We start from the raw sequence: 19,616 nt of genomic DNA, 5'->3' as shown, positions 1-19,616 counted from the left end.
TGCTTGTGTCTAACGCTGCCCAGCCAGGTAGGTCGGTGGTTATGGGTCCCTGCTCCGGAGCGCAATCGCGCCCTAGGCAGGGACGACACCGTGGATGGGCCTCAGCTCGCCTCGGCCAGCAGCGAGAGCTGGCGCGGCGGCGCCTCGGTTTCGCTCTGGTCGGTCAGGTGGGTCGGATAGGCGCCGGTGAAGCAATGGTCGGCGAATCTCGGATTTGCCGGGTCGCGCCCCTCATGGCCCATCGCGCGGTACATGCCGTCGATCGACAGGAAGGCGAGCGAGTCGGCGCCGATGATGTCGCGCATCTCCTCGAGCGAATGGGTGGCGGCGAGCAGGCCGCCGCGGTCCGGCAGGTCGATGCCGTAATAGTCGGGATAGAGGATCGGCGGCGAGGCGAGGCGGAAATGCACCTCGCGGGCGCCGGCGTCGCGCATCATGCGCACGATCTTCTTCGAGGTGGTGCCGCGCACGAGGCTGTCGTCGATCAGGATGATGCGCTTGCCCTCGATCGCGGCGCGGTTGGCCGAATGCTTCATGCGCACGCCGAGCTCGCGCACGCTCTGGGTCGGCTGGATGAAGGTGCGGCCGACATAGTGGTTGCGGATGATGCCGAGCTCGAACGGCACGCCGGAATACTGGCTGTAGCCGACCGCGGCGGGCACGCCGGAATCCGGCACCGGCACCACGACGTCGACCTCGGGATGGCTCTCGCGCGCGAGCTGGGCGCCGAATGCCTTGCGCACGTCGTAGACCGAGCGGCCGCCGACGATCGAGTCCGGCCGCGCGAAATAGATGTATTCGAAGATGCAGGGCCGGGCCGGCTTCGGCGGGAACGGCTTGTGGCTGTGCGCGCCGGTCTCGTCGAACACGATGATCTCGCCGGGCTCGATGTCGCGGACGTATTTCGCGCCGATCATGTCAAGCGCACAGGTCTCCGAGGTCAGGATCGGACGGCCGTCGAGATCGCCGAGCACCAGCGGGCGGATGCCGAGCGGGTCGCGCGCGCCGACCAGTTTCTTGTTGGTCAGCGCGACCAGCGCATAGGCGCCCTCGATGGTGCGCAGCGCCTCGATGAAGCGGTCGATGAAGCGGGTGCGCTTGGACTGCGCCACGAGATGCAGGATCACCTCGGTGTCGGTGGTCGACTGCATCATGGCGCCGCCCTTGACCAGCTCGCGGCGCAGGGTCAGGCCATTGGTGAGGTTGCCGTTGTGGCCGACCGCAAACCCGCCGGCGCTGAGCTCGGCGAACAGCGGCTGCACGTTGCGCAGGATGGTGCCGCCGGTGGTGGAGTAGCGGACATGGCCGACCGCGGCGTTGCCGGGCAGGCGCTCGATCACCTCGCGGCGGGAGAAGGCGTCGCCGACCAGGCCGAGGCGGCGTTCACTGTGGAAGCGGCTGCCGTCGAACGAGACGATGCCGGCGGCTTCCTGGCCGCGGTGTTGCAGGGCGTGCAGGCCGAGTGCGGTGATCGCGGCGGCCTCGGGATGGCCGAAGATGCCGAACACGCCGCATTCCTCGCGGAGCGTGTCGCCATCGAGATCCGGGTGATATCTGAGAGGGTCTTGCAGTTCGATCGGGCCGAGGTCGAGATCCATTTGGTCGGTATGATCCGAAGGGGTCTGCATCTCGTTCATCGCCTCTCGTAAGGGCCCAAATAGTTTATCGGCCCGCGGGTTTCTCGATCAGCTTCTTCAAGCTGTCACGCGCAGGTTTGCTATAGCCATCACCCGACGCCGGCGTCGCCTGATCATTGGTATCGGCCGCAGAATCGTCGTCTGGCTTATTCTTCTTGAACTTCTTTAAGATGGTGTTCTCGGGGTCGTCAGGCAAGAGCGACATCAGCCAATCCCCGGTTCCCTGCAGCACCACCCGGGACTTCGCCCCGGTCACCCAATCGGGCCGCTGCTTGTCCGGAACCAGCCAGGTGAAGAACATGAACGCCACGACCACGATCAAAAGGCCGCGAGCGAGCCCGAACAGGAAGCCGAGGGTGCGGTCGAGCGCGCCGATCCGGGAATCCAGGATCATGTCCGAGATCCGCACCGTGACGATCGAGACCACGATCAGCGTGCCGATGAAGACGCCGGCCACCACGACCACGGCCGCGACCGTGTCGTTGTTGAAATAGGTCTTGGCAGTCGGCAGAAGCTTCGAGAACGCATACAGCGTGACCAGCGCGGCGGCGCCCCAGGCCGCGATCGACAGGATCTCGCGCATGAAGCCGCGCACCATCGCGAGCAGGCCCGAAATCAGCATCACGCCGAGCAGGACGAGATCAAGTATCGTTATGGGCATCGGCTTGTCAGGTCCGCTGGGTACGTTTCGGTACGCTGTTAAGGGCTTACGTTGTTTTACGTTGTTAAGGGCTTACGCTGCTAAGGGCTCTCGCGAATCGGCAAAGTCGGTGCCGTCCTAACTGAGGCGCATTGGGGGCATCCGGCAAGGCCAGAGCGCCACCTGTCCCGCGCGGCGGATGTATAGCGGCGAGGGGCTGATACGTCACGCCCGCTTTAGCTGGTCTCGTGACGGAATCGGGCTGGTGTGGCATTTTTCTCAGCCGCATCAGGGCCTCCGGACCCGCCCGGGTCGCGCCGGTCGCCTCGCGGTGTTCCCCGGTCGCCTCTTGGCGTTCCCCGGTCGCCTCTTGGCGTACCGCGTGCCGCAATTTCGGCGACCAGCGTGGTGAGATTGCCGACGCTGTTGAGGGTGAGCCCTGAATCGCCGCCGCTCTCGCCGCGGGCCGATTCGGGCAGGATGGCGCGAGCGAAGCCGAGCTTGAGGGCCTCCTTGAGCCGGGCCGGGGTCTGCGCCACCGGGCGGATCGCGCCCGATAGCGAAATCTCGCCGAAATAGACCGCATCCGTCGGCAGCGGCGCATTCACCAGCGAGGAGACCAGCGCGGCAGCCGCGGCAAGGTCCGCCGCCGGCTCCTGGATGCGCAGGCCGCCGGCGACATTGAGATAGACGTCATGTCCGGACAATTTGACGCCGCAATGCGCTTCCAGCACCGCGAGCACCATCGACAGCCGGCTCGGATCCCAGCCGACCACGGCGCGACGCGGCGTACCGAGCGAAGTCGGCGCCACCAGCGCCTGCAATTCGACCAGCACCGGACGGGTGCCCTCGATGCCGGCGAACACCGCCGTGCCGGGGCTGCCGAGCTCGCGCTCGGAGAGGAACAATTCCGAGGGGTTGGTGACCTCGCGCAGGCCGAGACCGGTCATCTCGAACACGCCGATCTCGTCGGTTGCGCCAAAACGGTTCTTCACCGAGCGCAGGATGCGGAACTGCTGCGAGCCTTCGCCCTCGAACGACAGCACCGCATCGACCATGTGCTCGACCACGCGGGGGCCGGCGATCTGGCCGTCCTTCGTCACATGGCCGACCAGGATGATCGCGGCACCGGTCTTCTTGGCAAAGCGAATGAGGGCCTGCGCGGAGGCGCGGACCTGGGTCACCGTGCCGGGCGCGGATTCCACCGTGTCGGTCCACATGGTCTGGATCGAATCGATCACGATCAGGCGCGGCACCGCGCCTTCCGACAGCGTCGCGACGATGTCCTCGACCGAGGTTTCCGAAGCCAGCTGCACCGACGCGTCCGCGAGCCCGAGCCGTTCGGCGCGCAGCCGCACCTGGGCGACCGCCTCTTCGCCGGAGATATAGACCGCGCGGTGGCCGGCACGCGCCATCATGCTGGTCGCCTGGGTCAGCAGCGTCGATTTTCCGATGCCGGGATCGCCGCCGACCAGCAGCACCGAGCCGCGGACGAAGCCGCCGCCGGTGACGCGGTCGAGCTCGGCCATCCCGGAGGACAGCCGCGGCGCGTCCTGGGTCTTGCCGGACAGCGATTCCAGCGCAAACGTCCGCCCCTTGCGCTTGCTGCGGATCGAAACCGGCACCGAGCCTGTGGTGTCTTCCTCGGCCAGCGTGTTCCACTCGCCGCAGGAGTCGCACTTGCCCTGCCAGCGATTATACGCCGCGCCGCAGTTCTGGCAGACGAAGGAGAGGGTGGATTTGGCCATGGAGCAGGTGAGTCGCGCTATCGAGCACGATGCATAACACGGTTCGGCCGCCGCGCACGATCCATCGAAGACGGAGCGCCCGATGGCGGGGCCGGCTCAGCGCGAGAACACCCGCGTTCCGCCCGGCCAGCGCGGCTTGTCTCCGATCGGGCTTGCGCCGATTTCCCAGCCGACGCCGCCCCACAGCACGTCGACGGCACCAAGCTCTCCGGCGCTGTCGCGGACGTAAAACACGTTCGGCTTGGCGCTGACTTCCAGCGGGCCGGTGCTGCCGCTGGGCTGTCGCCTCAACGCGCACCAGACGTCGGCCAGCCTGCTCTCGTGGCTCTGACCCAGTTTGGCGAGGATCTCCTTGTCGCTCGAGGCTGCGCTGAGGATGAAGGTCTGCAACGATGCGCCGGCGCTATCGTCCTCGACCTTGTTCGTGAAGCGCTGCGCGAAGGTCGCGCCCAACCAGGAAATCCTGACCGGCGCGCTCGAGGCGATGTCCTCCTTGAAATGTTCCCGCGCGACGAATTTTTCGGCGTGGGGAATTGCCGAGGTCGACGACGGATCGGACGGTTCCTCGCTTTTCGGCTGCAGGGAACATGCGACGCGGTCAGCGGCGGCAACGGCACCCGGTTGTCCCGGTCTTGTATCGTCTGCCGCGACGCTCAAACCTTGTGCCGCCAGAAACACGGTCAACCACAGGGTGAGGCTTGGCTGGCGCATCTTGTTGTTGTCCCTGAATCCGCTGTGCTTGCGGAGACAGGGTAAACCGCATCTTGCAGATGTAAATCAAAGATCAGGTTTCTGGTTAAGGATAAAAAGTAAGTTCAACTACAGCGCGAATTTGAATCAAATGCGCTTCGCGCAAGGGAACTGCTCTCGTTTGTACGCGCGGTCAAACGCGGAGGTCCCGCCTCGACAGCAGCAGCGGCGGATTCTCGCGCGGCGTCAAACTCGTCGGCAGAGCCCGGCAGCATCGCGCCTGCGCGCGCAACGGATCGCTCCAGCTCCAGCGAACCCGCCAGGACGGATTGTTGGCGTAGGCCGGAATGCGCCAGACCCAGATCGTCTCGTAAACGCTGTCGCCGAACTGCGCGACATCGGGCTTTGCCGTCGGCCAGAACGCCGAGCCGGCAACAGTGAACGTCACAATCGCAGCAGTCGTGATCATCATCTTGCGCATCGCGCGCCTGCCTTTCCGCCTGTCGTGGGCTTTGACAACCCGCGACTCCCAATGCTTCGACTTGCGATCCCGACTCCGTCAGGCCGACATCGGCGACATCAGGCGCCGGGCTCTGCGCCCGATTTGCACGCCATGTGTCGCTGAACTCGTGTCGCCTGAACTCTCGGGACTCGCATCCGGGTCGTCGATCAACCCTGTGATGCCTGCTGGAGCAAAGTTCTTTTCCGCAAACGATCAAGTGCAAGTAATGAGATTGTCATAAACGCAGAGGCCGGATGGTGGCAATCCGGATAACAACGGAAGGTGAGCGCTCAACAAAACTCTTTCGGGGTACACGTCACCCGATGCGCAAAGCCCCGTAGAATTACGACATCATCGGGAGGATGTTGGTGTTCGTCACGGTGAAATCGGCCTGCTTAAGGCCTGGTCTCACGCAGTCGCTGTCGGAATTTTACTGCGTCATTGCAGACCACAGCAACGCCGTGCCCGCCGCCAGCATGATGCCGTCCATGATCAAGCGGAATGACTCCGGCTTCAGCTGCAGCACGAAGCGCTTGGCGATGAAGGCGCCGGCCATCAGCGAGGCGCCGGCGATCAGGCCCTTCAGCGCGATGTCCGGTGTCAGTGCGCCGAAGCGCTCGAACGTCACCGACTTGCTGACATAGAGCCCGAGCGAGCTTGCGGCTTCGGTGGCGAGGAACGCGCCCTTGCTGAGACCGTAGAACAGGAACAGCGGCACGCTGAGCGGACCGGTCGAGGCCACGATGCCGGTGAGATAGCCGATGAGCGCGCCGCCGATTGCGAGATGCCAGAGATTGGCCTTCAGCCTGTGCCGCGCCAGCCAGTGCCGCACCGGCACCATCGCGATCAGGAATACGCCGATCGCGATATCGACCGCATGCGAGGGCAGGGCGAGCAGGGTGCGCGCGCCGAGCGCGGCGGCCGGAATGCCCGTGATCGAATAGGCGATGCAGGCACGCCAGTCGACCTCGCGCCACCAGGCGAGGATGCGCGACAGATTGGCCATCACGGCGGCGACGGCCATGATCGGCACCGCCTGCTTCGGTCCGTACTGATAGACCAGCACCGGCATCAGCATGATCGACGAGCCGGTGCCGACGATGCCGGAAATGGTGCCGGCAACCAGGCCGACGATGAGGACGAAGAGGAAGCCCACCTGCGCGCTCCGGTGAGGTGTGATCGCCCCATACCTCTGAGTTGCCTGACCGCGCAAGCCCCCGCAGCTCGCGCAACAAACTCGATGTCGTCCCGGCGCAGGCCGGGACCCATAGCCACCGAAGGTGATTGTTGCACAACGCTGGGGCCACAGCTTTACTTACCAAGCCAATCCTGTGGTTATGGTTCCCGGCTTGCGCCGGGACGACGGCGGTGTGTGCGGCATCATCCGATCCGCGTCGCGTCCACCATCCACGAGGCGTGATGCCGGCACGTCACCTCAGCACCACCCACGCCGGTGCATGATCGCTGGCGCCGTCCTCGCCGCGGATGGTGCGGTCGACGCCGGCTTTCACAAGCCGCGGCGCCACTGCGGGGCTGAGCAGGAGATGATCGAGCCGGAGGCCTGCATCCCGTGGCCAGCGCTGGCGCTTGTAGTCCCAGAAGGTGAACATCGGTGCGTCCGGATGCAGGGTGCGGATCGCATCGCACCAGCCCTGATCGACCAGCGCCTTGAAGGCGGCGCGACTCTTCGGCTGGATCAGCGCATCCTTGTCCCAGGAGCGCGTCGGGTAGATGTCGAGGGGCGTCGGCGCGACATTGTAATCGCCGGCGAGCACCACCGGGACGTCCTCTTTGAGCAGCTTGGCGGCGTGGGCGCGCAGCCGCTTGAACCAGGCGAGCTTGTAATCGAATTTCGGCCCGGGCTGCGGATTGCCGTTCGGCAGATAGAGGCTGGTGACGACGATGCCGCGCACCGCGGCCTCGATGTAGCGCGCTTCGTGATCGCCGGCATCGCCGGGCAGGGCGGTGCGGATCAGCACCGGCTCGGCCTTGCGCGCGAGGATGGCGACGCCGTTCCAGGTCTTCTGTCCCTGCCACACCGCGCCGTAGCCGGCCTGCTCGATCGCGGCCGCGGGAAACTCGGCGTCGCTGGCCTTCAGCTCCTGCAGGCTGACGATGTCGGGCTTGGCGGTCTTGAGCCAGCGCAACAGGTTGGGCAGGCGGCGGTTGACGTTGTTGATGTTGAAGGTCGCGATCTTCATGCGCACCGGCAATCGCGAACCTTGATCATGTCAGGTGGACGTCGCCGTTGGCTCGGCGGCCGGCAATGGCGGCGGCGCAGCGGGTGCTGCTGTTGGCAAGGCTGGCGGCGCTGCGGGCGCGGCAGCCGGCTCGCTCGTCTCGGCGATCGCGTCGCTTCTCGCGGCGACGGCATCGCCGCCCTTGTAGATGCGCACGAAGCGGCGGCCGAGGCTGGTCAGCACCTCATAGCCGATGGTGCCGAAATGATGCGCGACCTCGTCGACCGTGATGCCTTCGCCGATCAGCGTCACCATGTGGCCGCGCCGCACGGCATTCTTGTCGAGGTCGGTGACATCGACCGCGATCAGGTCCATCGAAACGCGGCCGGCGATCGGGCAGCGCTTGCCGGCGACCACGACCTCGGCGCCGCGGGTGCCGTCATTGGCGCTGGCGGCGCGGAAATAGCCGTCGGCATAGCCGGCGGCGACGATCGCAAGCCGGGTCGGCCGGCGCGCGGTCCAGGTGCCGCCATAGCCGACGGTCTCGCCGCGGTCGATGTTGCGGATCTGCACGATGCGCGCCTTGAGGTCGACCACCTGCTGCATCGGGTTGTCGGCCTCCGGCGTCGGATTGACGCCGTAGAGCGCACAGCCCGGCCGCACCATCTCGAACTGGAATTGCGCGCCGAGAAACACGCCGGAAGAATTCGCCAGCGAGGCCGGCACGCCGGTGAACAGGCTCGCGATCTCGCGGAAGCTCGCAAGCTGCTTGGCGTTGGCGGGATTGTTGAGCAATTCGGCGGAGGCGAGGTGGCTCATCACCAGCGTGATGCCGTGGTCGCCGGCATTGATCCGCGGGATGATGCCCTGCGCCTCGCTGACCGTGAGCCCCAGCCGGTTCATGCCGGTGTCGATATGGATGGCGGCGCCGCCGGACCAGCCGGAGCGGCGGCAGAACACGTCCCATTCGGCGAGCTCGTTGAGATCGCCAATCACCGGCTTGCAGTCGATCCTGGCGTAGGCGTCGCCGCTGTTCTGGAAGAAGCCGCCGAGCGAATACACGGTCGCCTCGGGAGCGGCCGCGCGCACCGCGGCGGCCTCCTCGACGCTGGCGACGAAGAAGGTCTTGCAGCCGGCCTTGGCCAGCGCCCGCGAAACCTGCTCGGCGCCGCAGCCATAGGCGTTGGCCTTGACCACGGCGGCGCATTCGGCCGGCACCGCGGTCTTCTCGAGCTTGCGCCAGTTGGCGATGATGGCGTCGAGGTCGATGGTGAGGATACCGCCGGCGGTCGGGTGGGCCGCCAGCAAACTGGCCTCGGGCGTCAGCTGCGATTTCGCGTCAGTCACGATGTTCATGGCTCAGTTGTACGCGGCTGCCTTGCGTCGTTCAACCGAGTCCGGATCTCAGTGGCCGTGATCCGGAACCTGACCGTCGGGTGCGAGGTCGCCGAAGCGCGTGACGCTGGCCTCGAAGTGCAGATCGACCGTGCCGGTCGGGCCGTGGCGCTGCTTGCCGATGATGACTTCGGCCTTGCCGTGGGCAAGGTCCATGTCCATCTGCCACTTCTCATATTCTGGCGTGCCCGCGCGCGGCTCCTTGTTGGCGAGGTAGTATTCCTCGCGATAGACGAAGATCACGACGTCGGCGTCCTGCTCGATCGAGCCGGATTCACGCAGGTCGGACAGCTGCGGTCGCTTGTCGTCGCGATTTTCGACCTGACGCGACAGCTGCGACAGCGCGATGATCGGAACGTTCAGTTCCTTGGCCAGCGCCTTCAGGTTGGTGGTGATCTCGGTGATTTCCTGCACGCGGTTGTCGTTGCCGCGTTTACCCGAGCCCTGCAGCAGCTGGATGTAGTCGATCACGATCAGGTCGAGGCCCTTCTGGCGCTTGAGCCGTCGCGCCCGCGCGGTGAGCTGCGAGATCGAGAGACCGCCGGTTTCGTCGACGTAGAAGGGCAGCGATTGCAGCTCGATCGAACAGTCGCGGATCTTCTCGAAATCCAGTTCGCTGATGCCGCCGCGGCGGATGTGGCTCGAGGGGATGCCGGTGCGCTCGGCGAGAATACGGGTGGCGAGCTGTTCGCCGCTCATTTCGCAGGAGAAGAAGCCGACACAGCCGCCATTGACTGCTTTGGTGGTGCCGTCCGCTTGGACTTCGGGCACATAGGCTTTGGCGATGTTGTAGGCGATGTTGGTGGCGAGCGATGTCTTGCCCATGCCGGGACGGCCGGCGAGGATGATGAGGTCGGACGGCTGCAGGCCGCCCATCTTGGCGTCGAGGTCGCGCAGACCGGTCGAAATGCCCGACAGCTTGCCGTCGCGCTGGAACGCCTTCGCCGCCATGTCGACCGCGATCGTCAGTGCCTGTGCGAAGCGCTGGAAGCCGCCGTCATAGCGGCCGGTTTCCGCAAGGCCGTAGAGCTGCCGCTCGGCATCCTCGATCTGGGCGCGCGGCGCGAAGTCGACCGGCGCGTCGTAGGCGACGTTGACGATGTCCTCGCCGATCTGGATCAGGTTGCGGCGCAGGCTGAGATCGTAAACGGTGCGTCCGTAGTCCTGGGCGTTGATGATGGTGGTCGCTTCGGCGGCAAGCCGGGCGAGGTATTGGCCGACCGTCATGCCGCCGATGTCGAGCTCGGCCGGCAGGAACGTCTTCAAGGTCACGGGGTTCGCGACCTTGCCCATCCGGATCAGGCTTCCGGCGGTTTCATAGATTTGCTGATGGATGGTTTCGAAGAAGTGCTTCGGCTCCAGGAAATCGGAGACCCGGTAGAAGGCGTCGTTGTTGACCAGGATCGCGCCCAGCAGGCCCTGTTCCGCTTCGATGTTGTGCGGCGCACTCCGGTAGGCCGGGGATGCGGCGTCGGGCGCGAGCTTGTGGACGTTCGAATCAATCAAGGCCATGGACGAGCTTATTCTTCTGATTTCGTCGTTACTGAGATTTTCGGATGTGGGGCCGCGATGAAGCGCCAGCCCGGCACGAAGCGAAAGGACGGATGTTTCTTATGCACGATTCACACAACGCGAGGTGTGAATCCGAAACAGCCGGATGCATTCCGCTTGACGGCGGTTTTGTCCGAAACCGGGCGGGACCCGGCCGATCAGCACTGTCGTTGGCAAAAATCGGACGCCGCCTGAACCTTTTGCCAGGCGAGCGGACCCATGGAGAGGCGAGGCGGCTGTTGGCGTCGATTCCTCAGACCAAAATGAGGAAGGCCAGCGCGATCAAGGCGGCCACCACGCCAGTGGCGATCAGGGCGTAGTCGGTCGCGATATCGCGCTGCGGGTCCAACATCGTCTGGTGTGTTTCTCGGGTCATTCCGGACCACTACGACAGCCCGGGACAGACCTCTGTGAAGCAGATCACATGCGCCGCACTTTTTTTGCGGCAGGTTCGCGGGAACGACCCGGCGGATTCCGGGTTGTCTCCGCTCAGGGAAGATACGGCGGCGATGGCTCGAGAGTTTCAGACAGCGCGATTAGGGCTCGGCCGGGTAGGTGGCATGGACCGCCGCTGGCTGGCGGCGCTTGTCGATGCCATGGAGCAGGCGGCGCGTCCGGAGGTCCGCGATGTTCCCTGCGATGCCCGGTTGATTTCCGCCGCCGCGGCCCATCTGGCCCGTCCCGCACCGACCTTCGTCCATTGCAGGTCGGTCTACAGCCTGCGCAACTAGCAGCACCCGTTCCGTCAGGCCTATTCGCCGGCGAGTTGCAGCCGGGGCTTGGCCGCGCCGGCCTCCTTCAGCCGCAGACGGGCTTCTTCGCCACCGATATAGTCGCGGGTGATCGGGACGATGCCCTGGCGCTTGGTGAGCTGCAGCTGGAAGTTCATCATGTTCTGCACGCGGAACGACATCTCCGAGGCTGCCAGATAGAATTCCCACATCCGGGCAAACGTCTCGTCGTAGAGCCGCACGGCCTCCTCGCGCCGCGCCATGAAGCGCTCGCGCCACGCCTTCAGCGTCTCGGCATAGTGCAGGCGCAGGATCTCCATGTCGCAGATCAGCAATCCGGCCTTCTCGATCGCCGGCATGACCTCGGAGAGCGCCGGAATGTAGCCGCCGGGGAAGATGTATTTCCGGATCCAGGGGCTGGTGACATCGGGGCCGGTCGAGCGCCCGATCGAATGCAGCACCATGACACCGTCGTCGCTCAAAAGTTCGGCGCAGCGCGCAAAGAAGGTTTCATAGAAGGCGACCCCGACATGCTCGAACATGCCGACCGAAACGATGCGGTCGAACGGTCCGGGGATGTCGCGGTAGTCCTGCATCAGGAAACGCGCGGAGTGCGCCAGGTTCCGCTCCGTCGCCCGCGCGCTGGAAATCTGCAGCTGCTCGGTCGACAGCGTGACGCCGGTGACGTCGGCGCCGCTCATCTCGGCAAGATAGAGCCCAAGGCCGCCCCAGCCGGAACCGATGTCGAGGATGCGGTGGCCGGGCTTGATCAGGAGTTTTGCGGCGAGGTGCCGCTTCTTGGCGAGCTGGGCATCGTCCAGCGTCGCGTCCGGTGCCTCGAAATAGGCGCAGCTGTATTGCTTGTCCGCGTCGAGGAAGAGGGAATAGAGGCGGCCGTCGAGATCGTAATGACGGGCGACATTGCTCCTGGATCGGCCGCGCACATTGATCTGCTGGGCGCGGCGTCCGAGGAAGCGTACCCAAGCCTGCAGCCTGGCAAAGTTCGGCAGCATGGCTGCCTGACCCATCAGGACCGCCAGCACGTCGGCGATAGTGCCTTGCTCCACCACGAACGTGCCGTCCATGAAGGCTTCGCCGAGATACAGTTCGGGATCGACCAGGATGCGGAGTTCGGCCGCCCGCGTCATGAAGCGCACGGCGACCGGTACGCCCGTGCCGTCACCGCAGGTGAATTGAGCGCCGCTCGCGGTCGTGAACGTGATCGAACCGCGGCGGATGAAGCGCCCCAAGAAGTATCGCAACAATCGGTCCATCGAAACACCAACGGAACGGCAAGCTGCACACCGACACCACCGGAGCTGATCACCCCAATGTGTCCCCAACCTCAAGATAGGCAGGGAATTAGATCGCGCTATAGCGTTGTGGTCAAAGCCGATATTCCAAAATGTGACAATTGCGTGGATGCGTCATGGGCGCGCTTCCATTCGCGCGATAATCGGCTAAAAGGTGACCGCCGCGGCCGATCCATCAGGCGCCGGCGGCGATTTTTCCGGAATCTGGAGACTTAAGGAATGTTGAGCCGAGCCCTCAGTCTGGCGACGGTGGCGCTTCTGGTTGGCTGCCTGTCGGCCGTTTCGGCGCAAGCGCAAAACCTCGAGGCCGGCAAGAGCCCCTCCCAGATCTTCGCAAGCACCTGCGCTGCTTGCCACAAGAGCCCGCGCGGCCTGCTGAAGTCGGTGCCGGCCGGTTCGCTGCCGGGCTTCCTGCGCCAGCACTACACGACGTCCAGCGACATGGCCGGCGTGCTTGCGTCCTATCTGATTTCGAACGGCGCCAACGACCCGCGCTATCAGGCCAAGGATCAGCCCAAGGGGGCCAAGGAGGGCGCCAAGGGCCGGGACGGCCGGCAGGAAGCCAACCAGTCGCCGGAGCAGCCGTCCGAGCGCCCGGCCCGCCGACGGCATCAGGATGCCGCGCCGCAGGAAGGTGCCAAACCCGACGCCGACGGCTTGAATCCCGAAGGGCGTCCGGGCCGCCACGGCAAGCGGATGGCGCGCCCGAGCGAGACGCCGGAAGGCGCGAAGCTGGATGACGGCCAGACGCCGCAGGCCGTGGGCGAGGGCAAGCCGTCGCGTCAGAAGCACGGCCGTCGCGGCAAGCCCGCCGAGGAGCCGAAGTCCGAGGAGACGCCCAAGGGCGCGGCGACCGGCGACGAGTCCAAGACAGATCCCAAGACCGAACCCAAGACGTCCACCAGGCATGACGACAAGGGTGAAGCCGAGAAGCCGGCGAAGCCCGCCACTGAGCCCGACGCGGCAAAGGTCGACGCGCCGAAGAGCAATGGCGGCGGCGAACCGGCTGCCGTGCGATCCGATCCGGTTCCGCAGGTCACACCGGCGCCTGCGGCGGCTGCGCCTGCCGCGTCCGAGCCGGCCGCAGCCGCAACGCCCGCTCCGGCGCCAGCCGCGCCGCCGGTGACTGCGACCGCGCCGCCGCCACCGCCGCCCACGACGCCAGGCTCCGGCCCACCGGAAGCCCCGACCTCGAAATAATCGCCAACGCCGGGCCGCAAGGTCCGGCGTATTCGTTTGACCATCATTAGAGCCATGCTCTAGAGTAGAGATCTAGTCAGGAGAGAACGACTTGAGCACGGCGCGCGAAGATCTGCTGGCAGCGGGACTGGCGGTGTTCGACCGCGACGGATTTGAGGGCGCGACGGTGGCCGAGATCCGCTCCCGCGCCCGCGCGTCCAACGGCAGCTTCTTCCATTTCTTCGCCTCGAAGAAGGAGCTCGCCGGGACCCTGTTCCTGGAGATCCTGCAGGCCTATCACGCCGCGATCATCACCTCGGTCGACGACAGCTGCGGCGCCGGCGAGGGCGTCGCGCGGCTGATCCACGCCCATCTCGATTGGGTCGTGACCTTCAGGCGCGAGGCGCGCTTCCTGTTCGAGATTTCGCGCAGCGAGTGGGGCGAGGAGGTGCGCGGCGCGCAGCGCACGGAGAATTCGCGGCTCGCCGATGGCATCGAGCGCTGGCGCGCGCCGCTGCTCGCGCGTGGCGAATTGTTGCCGATGAGCGCCGTGCTGTTCTTCAGCCAGATCATCGGGCCGGCGCAGATCTTCTGCCGCGCCTGGCTGTCGGGCCGCCATACCGGCGATCCGCGCGAACAGGTCGAGACGCTGATCGCCTGCGCGATCCGCGCGGTGGTGGCGCCGGGTGCGCCGGAACGAGCAGGAGGAACGTCATGAGCGAGACCGATCCGGACTTTGCGCCGATCGCGACACGAATTCGCGACAATGTCGGCCGGCAGGGCTTCATGGGTCTTGTCGGTGCCGAGGTGGCCGAGCTGTCGCGCGGCACGTGCACGCTCGCGGTCGACCGCCGTCCGGAGCTCTTGCAGCAGCACGGGCTGTTTCACGGCGGGGTGACGGCGTTTCTGGTCGACAACGCCACCACGATCGCAGCGGCGACGTCGCGCGGCCAGCCGGCGCTGACGGCGGAGTACAAGCTGAACCTGCTGTCGCCGGCGTCGGGCGATCGCCTGATCTGCCGGGCGCGCGTGATCAAGCCGGGACGTCAGGTCGCCGTCGTTGCGGCCGACGTGTTCTGCGTCATCGACGGCAAGGAGAAGCACACCGCGACCGCGTTGGCGTCGATCGCCATGCTCGACGACAAGGCGGCGGCACGAATCCAAAGCCCGGCCTGATCGAGGCCGGGCTTCAAGTGGATACCGGTTCGCGTGAAGAACACGCGTCAAAACCAGAATCGAGAGCATCGGTTCAGAACCGATGCTCTCGTCGGTTGAGCGATGCAGAGAAGCTTACTTCTCTTCGGCGGCCGGAGCCGGCGCAGCTTCCTCGTCGTGCTGGGCCTCCGGATCGAAGAATTCGCCGGCGGCGGCGAGCGCCTCGGCGGCAGCGTCCTGGTCTTCCTGGCGGGTCGAGATGTCTTCGCCGCGCTTGATCCGCTCGGCCTCTTCGGCGGAGCGGGCGACCGTCACGGTGACGCTGGTCTCGACCTCGGGGTGAACCGCGATCGTCACCTTCTGCGCGCCGATCACCTTGATCGGCGAGTCGAGCCAGACCTGCGGGCGGGAGACCGTCACGCCGTCGGCGGCCAGCGCGGTGACGATGTCGCGCACCGTGACCGAGCCGAACAGCTGGCCGGACTCGGAAGCCTGGCGAATGATGATGATGTCGCGGCCGTCGATCTTCTCGGCGACCACGGACGCTTCGCCCTTGGCCTTGATGCTGTTGGCCTCGAGCTCGGCCTTCATGCCGTCATACTTGGCGCGGTTCGCCTCGGTGGCGCGCAGCGCCTTGCCGCGCTTCAGCAAGAAGTTGCGGGCGAACCCGTCCTTGACGCGCACGACTTCGCCCATCTGGCCAAGCTTGGCAACGCGTTCGAGCAGAATGACTTCCATTTTCGTTCTCCTTTAGATGCTAAGTACGGGTCTAAGTGGTTGGATCGAATCTCAAGCTGCGGGCAATGGCGGCGGTCTTGTTTGCAGATAGCGCCGGCGCAGCCCGAACACGGCGTCGGCGATGCCGAGCGCGAACATCGCCACGATTGGCCAGCCGAACATGGCGACGACGGCGTAGACGCCGCCGAGCCAGAAGCCGCGATTGGCGAGCGACAGCGTCAAGGTGTGCAGCACCGCGAAGCCGACCAGCGCATAGGCGATCACGAGCGCCGTCGCGACGATCTGCGCCAGCAGCGCAAGCATGCCGCCGACAAAGCTGGCGCCTACCGCCACGATCAGCGCGACCAGCGTCACGGCGGGGAGCGCGGTGCGACGGAACTCCGGCCACGGTCGGTTCAGTCGCCCGGAGGTTTGCGTGATCTTGCCGGCGAGCCAAAGGTTCAGCGTCAGCGTCACCATGGAAATGACCGTCGCCGCGAGCGGCGCGAAGATCACCAACGCGTCGACCAGCCGTTCGATGTCACCGCTGGGCTGCGCTTCGCCGGCGCTGAGCATCTTGAGCAGGCCGCGCCGCAGCGTGCCGGTGATCGTGTCGGTATCGGTGCCGAGCGTGAGCAGCGCGGCGGTCGTGGTAATGATGGCGAAGGCTGCAATCCAGAGCAGGATGCGGCCGACGGGGTACCATTCAAGCGCAGGCGGCTGCTGCTCGGCGCTGTCGCCGGCTGCGCCCGCGATCGGCCGTCCGAGCAGGGCGAGGTGGCCGAGCCACCAGCCGGGCACGGCGACCATCATGGCAAACGCGATGCTGTAGGGAAGGCCGAAGATCGTGCCGAGCACGGATGCCGCACCCACTCCACCAATAGCGGCGGTGAGGGGACCCCAGCCGAGTGCCGCCACCATGATCGGCAGCGATGCGAGATAGAACAGCAATATCGAGATGAGCGCGCCCGAACTGATCGAGGCGAACATCAGCGCCGACGCGGCGCCGGCTGCGAGTGCAACGGTGAATATTCCGATCATCAGCTGTCCCGCCCCCTTCGAGCGGTTAGGGGTCCTGCATCGAGAACCCCAACCATCGGCGACCGGACGACCCGGAAGCCTTATGAGAATGAGCGGCCGGCGGCGCGTGCCGCCGGCCGTCGTCAATTAGCGAATGACGTAAGGCAGCAGGCCGAGGAAGCGCGCGCGCTTGATGGCGCGGGCGAGTTCACGCTGCTTCTTGGCGGACACGGCCGTGATGCGGCTCGGCACGATCTTGCCGCGCTCGGAGACGTAACGCATCAGCAGCTTGGAATCCTTGTAGTCGATCTTCGGCGCATTCGCGCCCGTGAACGGGCAGGACTTGCGACGACGGAAAAACGGACGGCGGGCACCAGCATCAGCCATGATTCATTACTCCTCGGTCGCAGCTTCTTCTTCGCGCGGACGGCGCGGGCCACGGTCGCCACGGAAACCACCACCATCGCGGTCACCACGGAAGCCGCCTTCGCGGTCGCCACGGAAGCCGCCACCACGGTCATCGCGCTCGCGGTCACGGTCGGCCTTGCGCATCATCGCGGACGGGCCTTCCTCGTGCTCTTCGACGCGCACGGTGAGATAGCGGATGACGTCTTCGTTGATCCGCTCCTGACGCTCGATCTCGGTGACGACAGCCGACGGTGCGTCGATGTTCATCAGCACGAAATGCGCCTTGCGGTTCTTGTTCATGCGGTAGGTGAGGGAGCGCACGCCCCAGCTCTCGGTCTTGGTGACCTTGCCGCCGCCCTGTTCGACGATCCCCGTCATCTGGGCCGTCAGTTCATCCACCTGCTGGGTGCTCGCATCCTGACGCGCGAGAAAAACATGCTCATAAAGAGGCATGGTTGTCCTTTCCTGTGTTGGCGCGGTTTCCGGCGACAAGCCCTTCGAGACCTTCGGAAAGGACTCGAGCTGCTCAGAAGGCGGGAGCACGGGACGACGGGCCGACTGGCCCTGCCACATCAAAATCAACGGGTGAGTTTGCTGAGACCGTCCGTTCAGCTCCCGGCCGGAGCCCACGAATGGCGCGCTTATACGGATTTCGGCCGCGAAAGCAAGGGTTCTCGGCCTCCGGATGCGCGAGGCGTCGTAGCCCTCCAGGCAGTTTGACGCAACCTCAGGCGTTTTCCCGTTGATTTCTTTGTTTGTATGTCATACAAATATCTCCGGGAGGACGAGATTATGGGTTCGGAGACCGCCAGCGGCATGTCTGCGCCCGATCCGAAGCACGCGGCCCGCGCGACGCGGTCGGCAGGGCGCAAGATGCGCTCGCTGCTGCTCGATGCCGCCAGCCGCCTGTTCAAGGAGCGCGGGCTCTCGGGCACCTCGATCTCCGATATCGCCGCGGCCGCCGACGCCTTTCCGAGCCAGATCACCTATTACTTCCGCACCAAGGAAGCGCTGTTCGTCGAAGCCGCTAGCCGCGACATGCTTTATCTCGCGCGGGCGACCGAACAGGCCGCCCTGAATGCCCACACCCCGCGGGACTACACCCGCGCCCTGGCCGAGACCGTGACCGCGACCGACACGGTCGCCTTTTTCGCGGAGGCCTTGACCCTTACGCGGCGCCGGCAGGACCTCGCGCCCCTCGTCGAGCGCACCATCGAACGCCTGCACAGCGAAGGCGCGCGCGCCTATGCGGGCCAGGTCGAGCGCCATGGCTGGCGCTCGCTGCGCGCGCCCGAGGAGAGCTCGCGGCGGTTCTGGGCGATTGCGATCGGCGTGATCGTCGAAGGTTTCGCCATGGGCCGTGGCTCCGAGGAAATGTGCCGCGAATTGCTGCGCGCGCTCGGCGAGCAGGCGACATCAACTTCGACGTCGGCCAATGATGCGACGCGTCTGCGCCTGGTCGGCGATCCCAACACTTCATCCTCAACGGACGGGGAGACAAGCACATGACCGCGCTTCGCATGCGAGCTCGCGATTTCCTGACCGAGGACGAACTGGTCGCGGTGCGCGAGCGCACGACGTGGAAAGGCGCAGCCCTGATCGTGCACGCCTGGGCGCTGATCCTGGGCGCGATCGCGCTGGTCGCGTGGTGGCCCAATCCGCTGACCTATCTGCTCGCGGTTGCGATCATCGGCTCGCGCCAGCTCGGGCTCGCGATCCTGATGCATGACGGGGCGCACGGCTGTCTGTCGGCGGACGAGAGGACCAATCTGACGCTGAGCCAGTGGTTCTGCGCCTATCCGATCTTCGCGGAGACCCGCGGCTATCGCCGCTATCATCTGCAGCATCATGCGCGGACGCAGCAGGAGGATGATCCAGATCTCGTGCTGTCGGCGCCGTTTCCGATCACGAAGATGAGCTACCGCCGAAAGTTCTTCCGCGATATCACCGGGCAGACCGGCTACCAGCAGCGCAAGGCGCAATTGCTCAATGCGATCGGGCCGAAGGAGTGGCCGCTGTCGCGGCGCGCCGCCAACTTCTGGCAGAAGCTCGGGCCGCAATGCGTCACCAACGCGCTGCTGTTCGCGGGGCTCGCCGCCGCGGGCGTGTGGTGGGCCTATCCGCTGTTGTGGCTGGTGCCGCTGCTGACCTGGATGATGGTGATCACGCGCATCCGCAACATCGCCGAACACGCCGTCGTGCCTGACAGCTCCGATCCCCTGCGCAACACCCGCACCACGCGGGCCAACGTCCTCGAGCGTCTGTTCATCGCGCCGTACTTCGTGAACTATCACCTCGAGCATCATTTGCTGTTCTACGTGCCCTGCTACAACCTGCCGCGCGTCCACCGCATCCTGAGCGAAAGCCGCTATGCTGGCCGGATGGAAGTGCAGCCGGGCTACGCCGCCGTGCTGCGGCTTGCGACCGCCAGGCCCGCCAACGAGGATCGTCCGGGCCAGCTGGTCAACAGTGCACGCCGGGCGAGGGCCGGCGCCAAGGTTAACGCCGACCAGAATGCCGGCGGGTTCTAGCCCGGAGCCGGACCGGCATCCCCAGGGTTCCTCCGTCGCGGCTTGACAGCACCGCCTCCGTCAGTGTCTTACGGCCCGGTCCGAGGCCGGTTGCAAGGCTGGGCTGCCATGGCTTGGTTGCCAAGGCCTGATTGCCAAGGCTGGTTGTTAAGGCTTGGTTTGCAAGGATTGGCCCGGACCCGCCGTGGCGCGTTTTGCGCGACGCGGATACCGTTTTCC

General features: G+C 65.7%; 21 protein-coding genes. 6 read left to right on the top strand and 15 right to left on the bottom strand.

Annotated features, from left to right (window positions below):
* Positions 1–101: 101 nt before the first annotated feature.
* The 10 genes from purF to QJT82_RS04365 all read right to left on the bottom strand — a co-directional run bounded on the left by purF (position 102) and on the right by QJT82_RS04365 (position 10,719).
* Positions 102–1,628 carry an amidophosphoribosyltransferase gene (gene purF / locus QJT82_RS04410; RefSeq protein WP_028344783.1) on the bottom strand — a complete coding sequence of 509 codons (1,527 nt, stop codon included), beginning with the start codon at positions 1,626–1,628 and terminating at the stop codon, positions 102–104.
* A 34-nt stretch (positions 1,629–1,662) separates the two neighbouring features.
* Positions 1,663–2,298, bottom strand: a complete 636-nt coding sequence (locus QJT82_RS04405) for a CvpA family protein (protein ID WP_026192677.1) — start codon at positions 2,296–2,298, stop codon at positions 1,663–1,665.
* Positions 2,299–2,513: 215 nt separating this feature from the next.
* Positions 2,514–4,025: a DNA repair protein RadA gene (gene radA / locus QJT82_RS04400; protein WP_028344784.1), complete on the bottom strand. Its 1,512-nt coding sequence runs from the start codon at positions 4,023–4,025 to the stop codon at positions 2,514–2,516.
* Positions 4,026–4,121: 96 nt separating this feature from the next.
* Positions 4,122–4,736: a hypothetical protein gene (locus QJT82_RS04395; RefSeq protein ID WP_028344785.1), complete on the bottom strand. Its 615-nt coding sequence runs from the start codon at positions 4,734–4,736 to the stop codon at positions 4,122–4,124.
* A 172-nt stretch (positions 4,737–4,908) separates the two neighbouring features.
* Positions 4,909–5,196: a hypothetical protein gene (locus QJT82_RS04390; RefSeq protein WP_028344786.1), complete on the bottom strand. Its 288-nt coding sequence runs from the start codon at positions 5,194–5,196 to the stop codon at positions 4,909–4,911.
* Positions 5,197–5,647: 451 nt separating this feature from the next.
* Positions 5,648–6,373, bottom strand: a complete 726-nt coding sequence (locus QJT82_RS04385; protein WP_028335150.1) for a sulfite exporter TauE/SafE family protein — start codon at positions 6,371–6,373, stop codon at positions 5,648–5,650.
* A 274-nt stretch (positions 6,374–6,647) separates the two neighbouring features.
* Positions 6,648–7,418, bottom strand: a complete 771-nt coding sequence (locus tag QJT82_RS04380) for an exodeoxyribonuclease III (RefSeq protein WP_028344787.1) — start codon at positions 7,416–7,418, stop codon at positions 6,648–6,650.
* A 30-nt stretch (positions 7,419–7,448) separates the two neighbouring features.
* Positions 7,449–8,753: an alanine racemase gene (alr, locus tag QJT82_RS04375; protein ID WP_028344788.1), complete on the bottom strand. Its 1,305-nt coding sequence runs from the start codon at positions 8,751–8,753 to the stop codon at positions 7,449–7,451.
* Positions 8,754–8,801: 48 nt separating this feature from the next.
* Positions 8,802–10,304 carry a replicative DNA helicase gene (locus tag QJT82_RS04370; RefSeq protein ID WP_028344789.1) on the bottom strand — a complete coding sequence of 501 codons (1,503 nt, stop codon included), beginning with the start codon at positions 10,302–10,304 and terminating at the stop codon, positions 8,802–8,804.
* 292 nt (positions 10,305–10,596) lie between these two features.
* Positions 10,597–10,719, bottom strand: a complete 123-nt coding sequence (locus tag QJT82_RS04365) for a hypothetical protein (RefSeq protein WP_256520498.1) — start codon at positions 10,717–10,719, stop codon at positions 10,597–10,599.
* A 34-nt stretch (positions 10,720–10,753) separates the two neighbouring features.
* Here QJT82_RS04365 and QJT82_RS04360 point away from each other — a divergent pair, with 34 nt between their 5' ends.
* Complete coding sequence (locus tag QJT82_RS04360; RefSeq protein ID WP_155258845.1) at positions 10,754–11,074, top strand: hypothetical protein; 321 nt, start codon at positions 10,754–10,756, stop codon at positions 11,072–11,074.
* Between the two features lie 20 nt (positions 11,075–11,094).
* Here QJT82_RS04360 and QJT82_RS04355 read toward each other — a convergent pair whose 3' ends face one another.
* Positions 11,095–12,348 carry a cyclopropane-fatty-acyl-phospholipid synthase family protein gene (locus QJT82_RS04355; RefSeq protein WP_028344790.1) on the bottom strand — a complete coding sequence of 418 codons (1,254 nt, stop codon included), beginning with the start codon at positions 12,346–12,348 and terminating at the stop codon, positions 11,095–11,097.
* A gap of 258 nt (positions 12,349–12,606) precedes the next feature.
* Between QJT82_RS04355 and QJT82_RS04350 the strand changes: the two genes are divergently transcribed.
* From QJT82_RS04350 to QJT82_RS04340, 3 genes are all read left to right on the top strand, one after another.
* On the top strand, positions 12,607–13,587 hold the full coding sequence (locus QJT82_RS04350) for a hypothetical protein (RefSeq protein ID WP_028344791.1): 981 nt from the start codon (positions 12,607–12,609) through the stop codon (positions 13,585–13,587).
* A gap of 91 nt (positions 13,588–13,678) precedes the next feature.
* Complete coding sequence (locus QJT82_RS04345) at positions 13,679–14,284, top strand: TetR/AcrR family transcriptional regulator (protein WP_028344792.1); 606 nt, start codon at positions 13,679–13,681, stop codon at positions 14,282–14,284.
* Complete coding sequence (locus tag QJT82_RS04340; protein ID WP_028344793.1) at positions 14,281–14,742, top strand: PaaI family thioesterase; 462 nt, start codon at positions 14,281–14,283, stop codon at positions 14,740–14,742. The genes QJT82_RS04345 and QJT82_RS04340 overlap by 4 nt, the downstream gene beginning before the upstream one ends.
* Before the next feature lie 114 nt (positions 14,743–14,856).
* Here the strand turns inward: QJT82_RS04340 and rplI are convergent, their stop codons facing one another.
* The 4 genes from rplI to rpsF all read right to left on the bottom strand — a co-directional run bounded on the left by rplI (position 14,857) and on the right by rpsF (position 17,319).
* Complete coding sequence (gene rplI, locus QJT82_RS04335) at positions 14,857–15,459, bottom strand: 50S ribosomal protein L9 (protein WP_028344794.1); 603 nt, start codon at positions 15,457–15,459, stop codon at positions 14,857–14,859.
* A 51-nt stretch (positions 15,460–15,510) separates the two neighbouring features.
* Positions 15,511–16,479, bottom strand: a complete 969-nt coding sequence (locus QJT82_RS04330) for a DUF2232 domain-containing protein (protein WP_028344795.1) — start codon at positions 16,477–16,479, stop codon at positions 15,511–15,513.
* A 126-nt stretch (positions 16,480–16,605) separates the two neighbouring features.
* Entirely contained in the window at positions 16,606–16,845 is a 240-nt protein-coding gene (rpsR, locus tag QJT82_RS04325) for a 30S ribosomal protein S18 (RefSeq protein WP_016844287.1), read from the bottom strand.
* A gap of 6 nt (positions 16,846–16,851) precedes the next feature.
* Entirely contained in the window at positions 16,852–17,319 is a 468-nt protein-coding gene (rpsF, locus tag QJT82_RS04320; RefSeq protein WP_026192679.1) for a 30S ribosomal protein S6, read from the bottom strand.
* A gap of 339 nt (positions 17,320–17,658) precedes the next feature.
* Between rpsF and QJT82_RS04315 the strand changes: the two genes are divergently transcribed.
* Together QJT82_RS04315 and QJT82_RS04310 are read left to right on the top strand one after the other, a co-directional pair.
* Complete coding sequence (locus QJT82_RS04315) at positions 17,659–18,375, top strand: TetR/AcrR family transcriptional regulator C-terminal domain-containing protein (protein WP_028344796.1); 717 nt, start codon at positions 17,659–17,661, stop codon at positions 18,373–18,375.
* On the top strand, positions 18,372–19,397 hold the full coding sequence (locus tag QJT82_RS04310; protein ID WP_028344797.1) for a fatty acid desaturase family protein: 1,026 nt from the start codon (positions 18,372–18,374) through the stop codon (positions 19,395–19,397). The genes QJT82_RS04315 and QJT82_RS04310 overlap by 4 nt, the downstream gene beginning before the upstream one ends.
* The last annotated feature ends 219 nt before the right edge of the window (positions 19,398–19,616 follow it).

The organism is Bradyrhizobium sp. Mp19, from assembly GCF_029952935.1.
Taxonomy (GTDB): domain Bacteria; phylum Pseudomonadota; class Alphaproteobacteria; order Rhizobiales; family Xanthobacteraceae; genus Bradyrhizobium; species Bradyrhizobium elkanii.
Note: the sequence above shows the minus strand (reverse complement) of the source record. Positions and strands in the feature narration are given on the sequence as shown.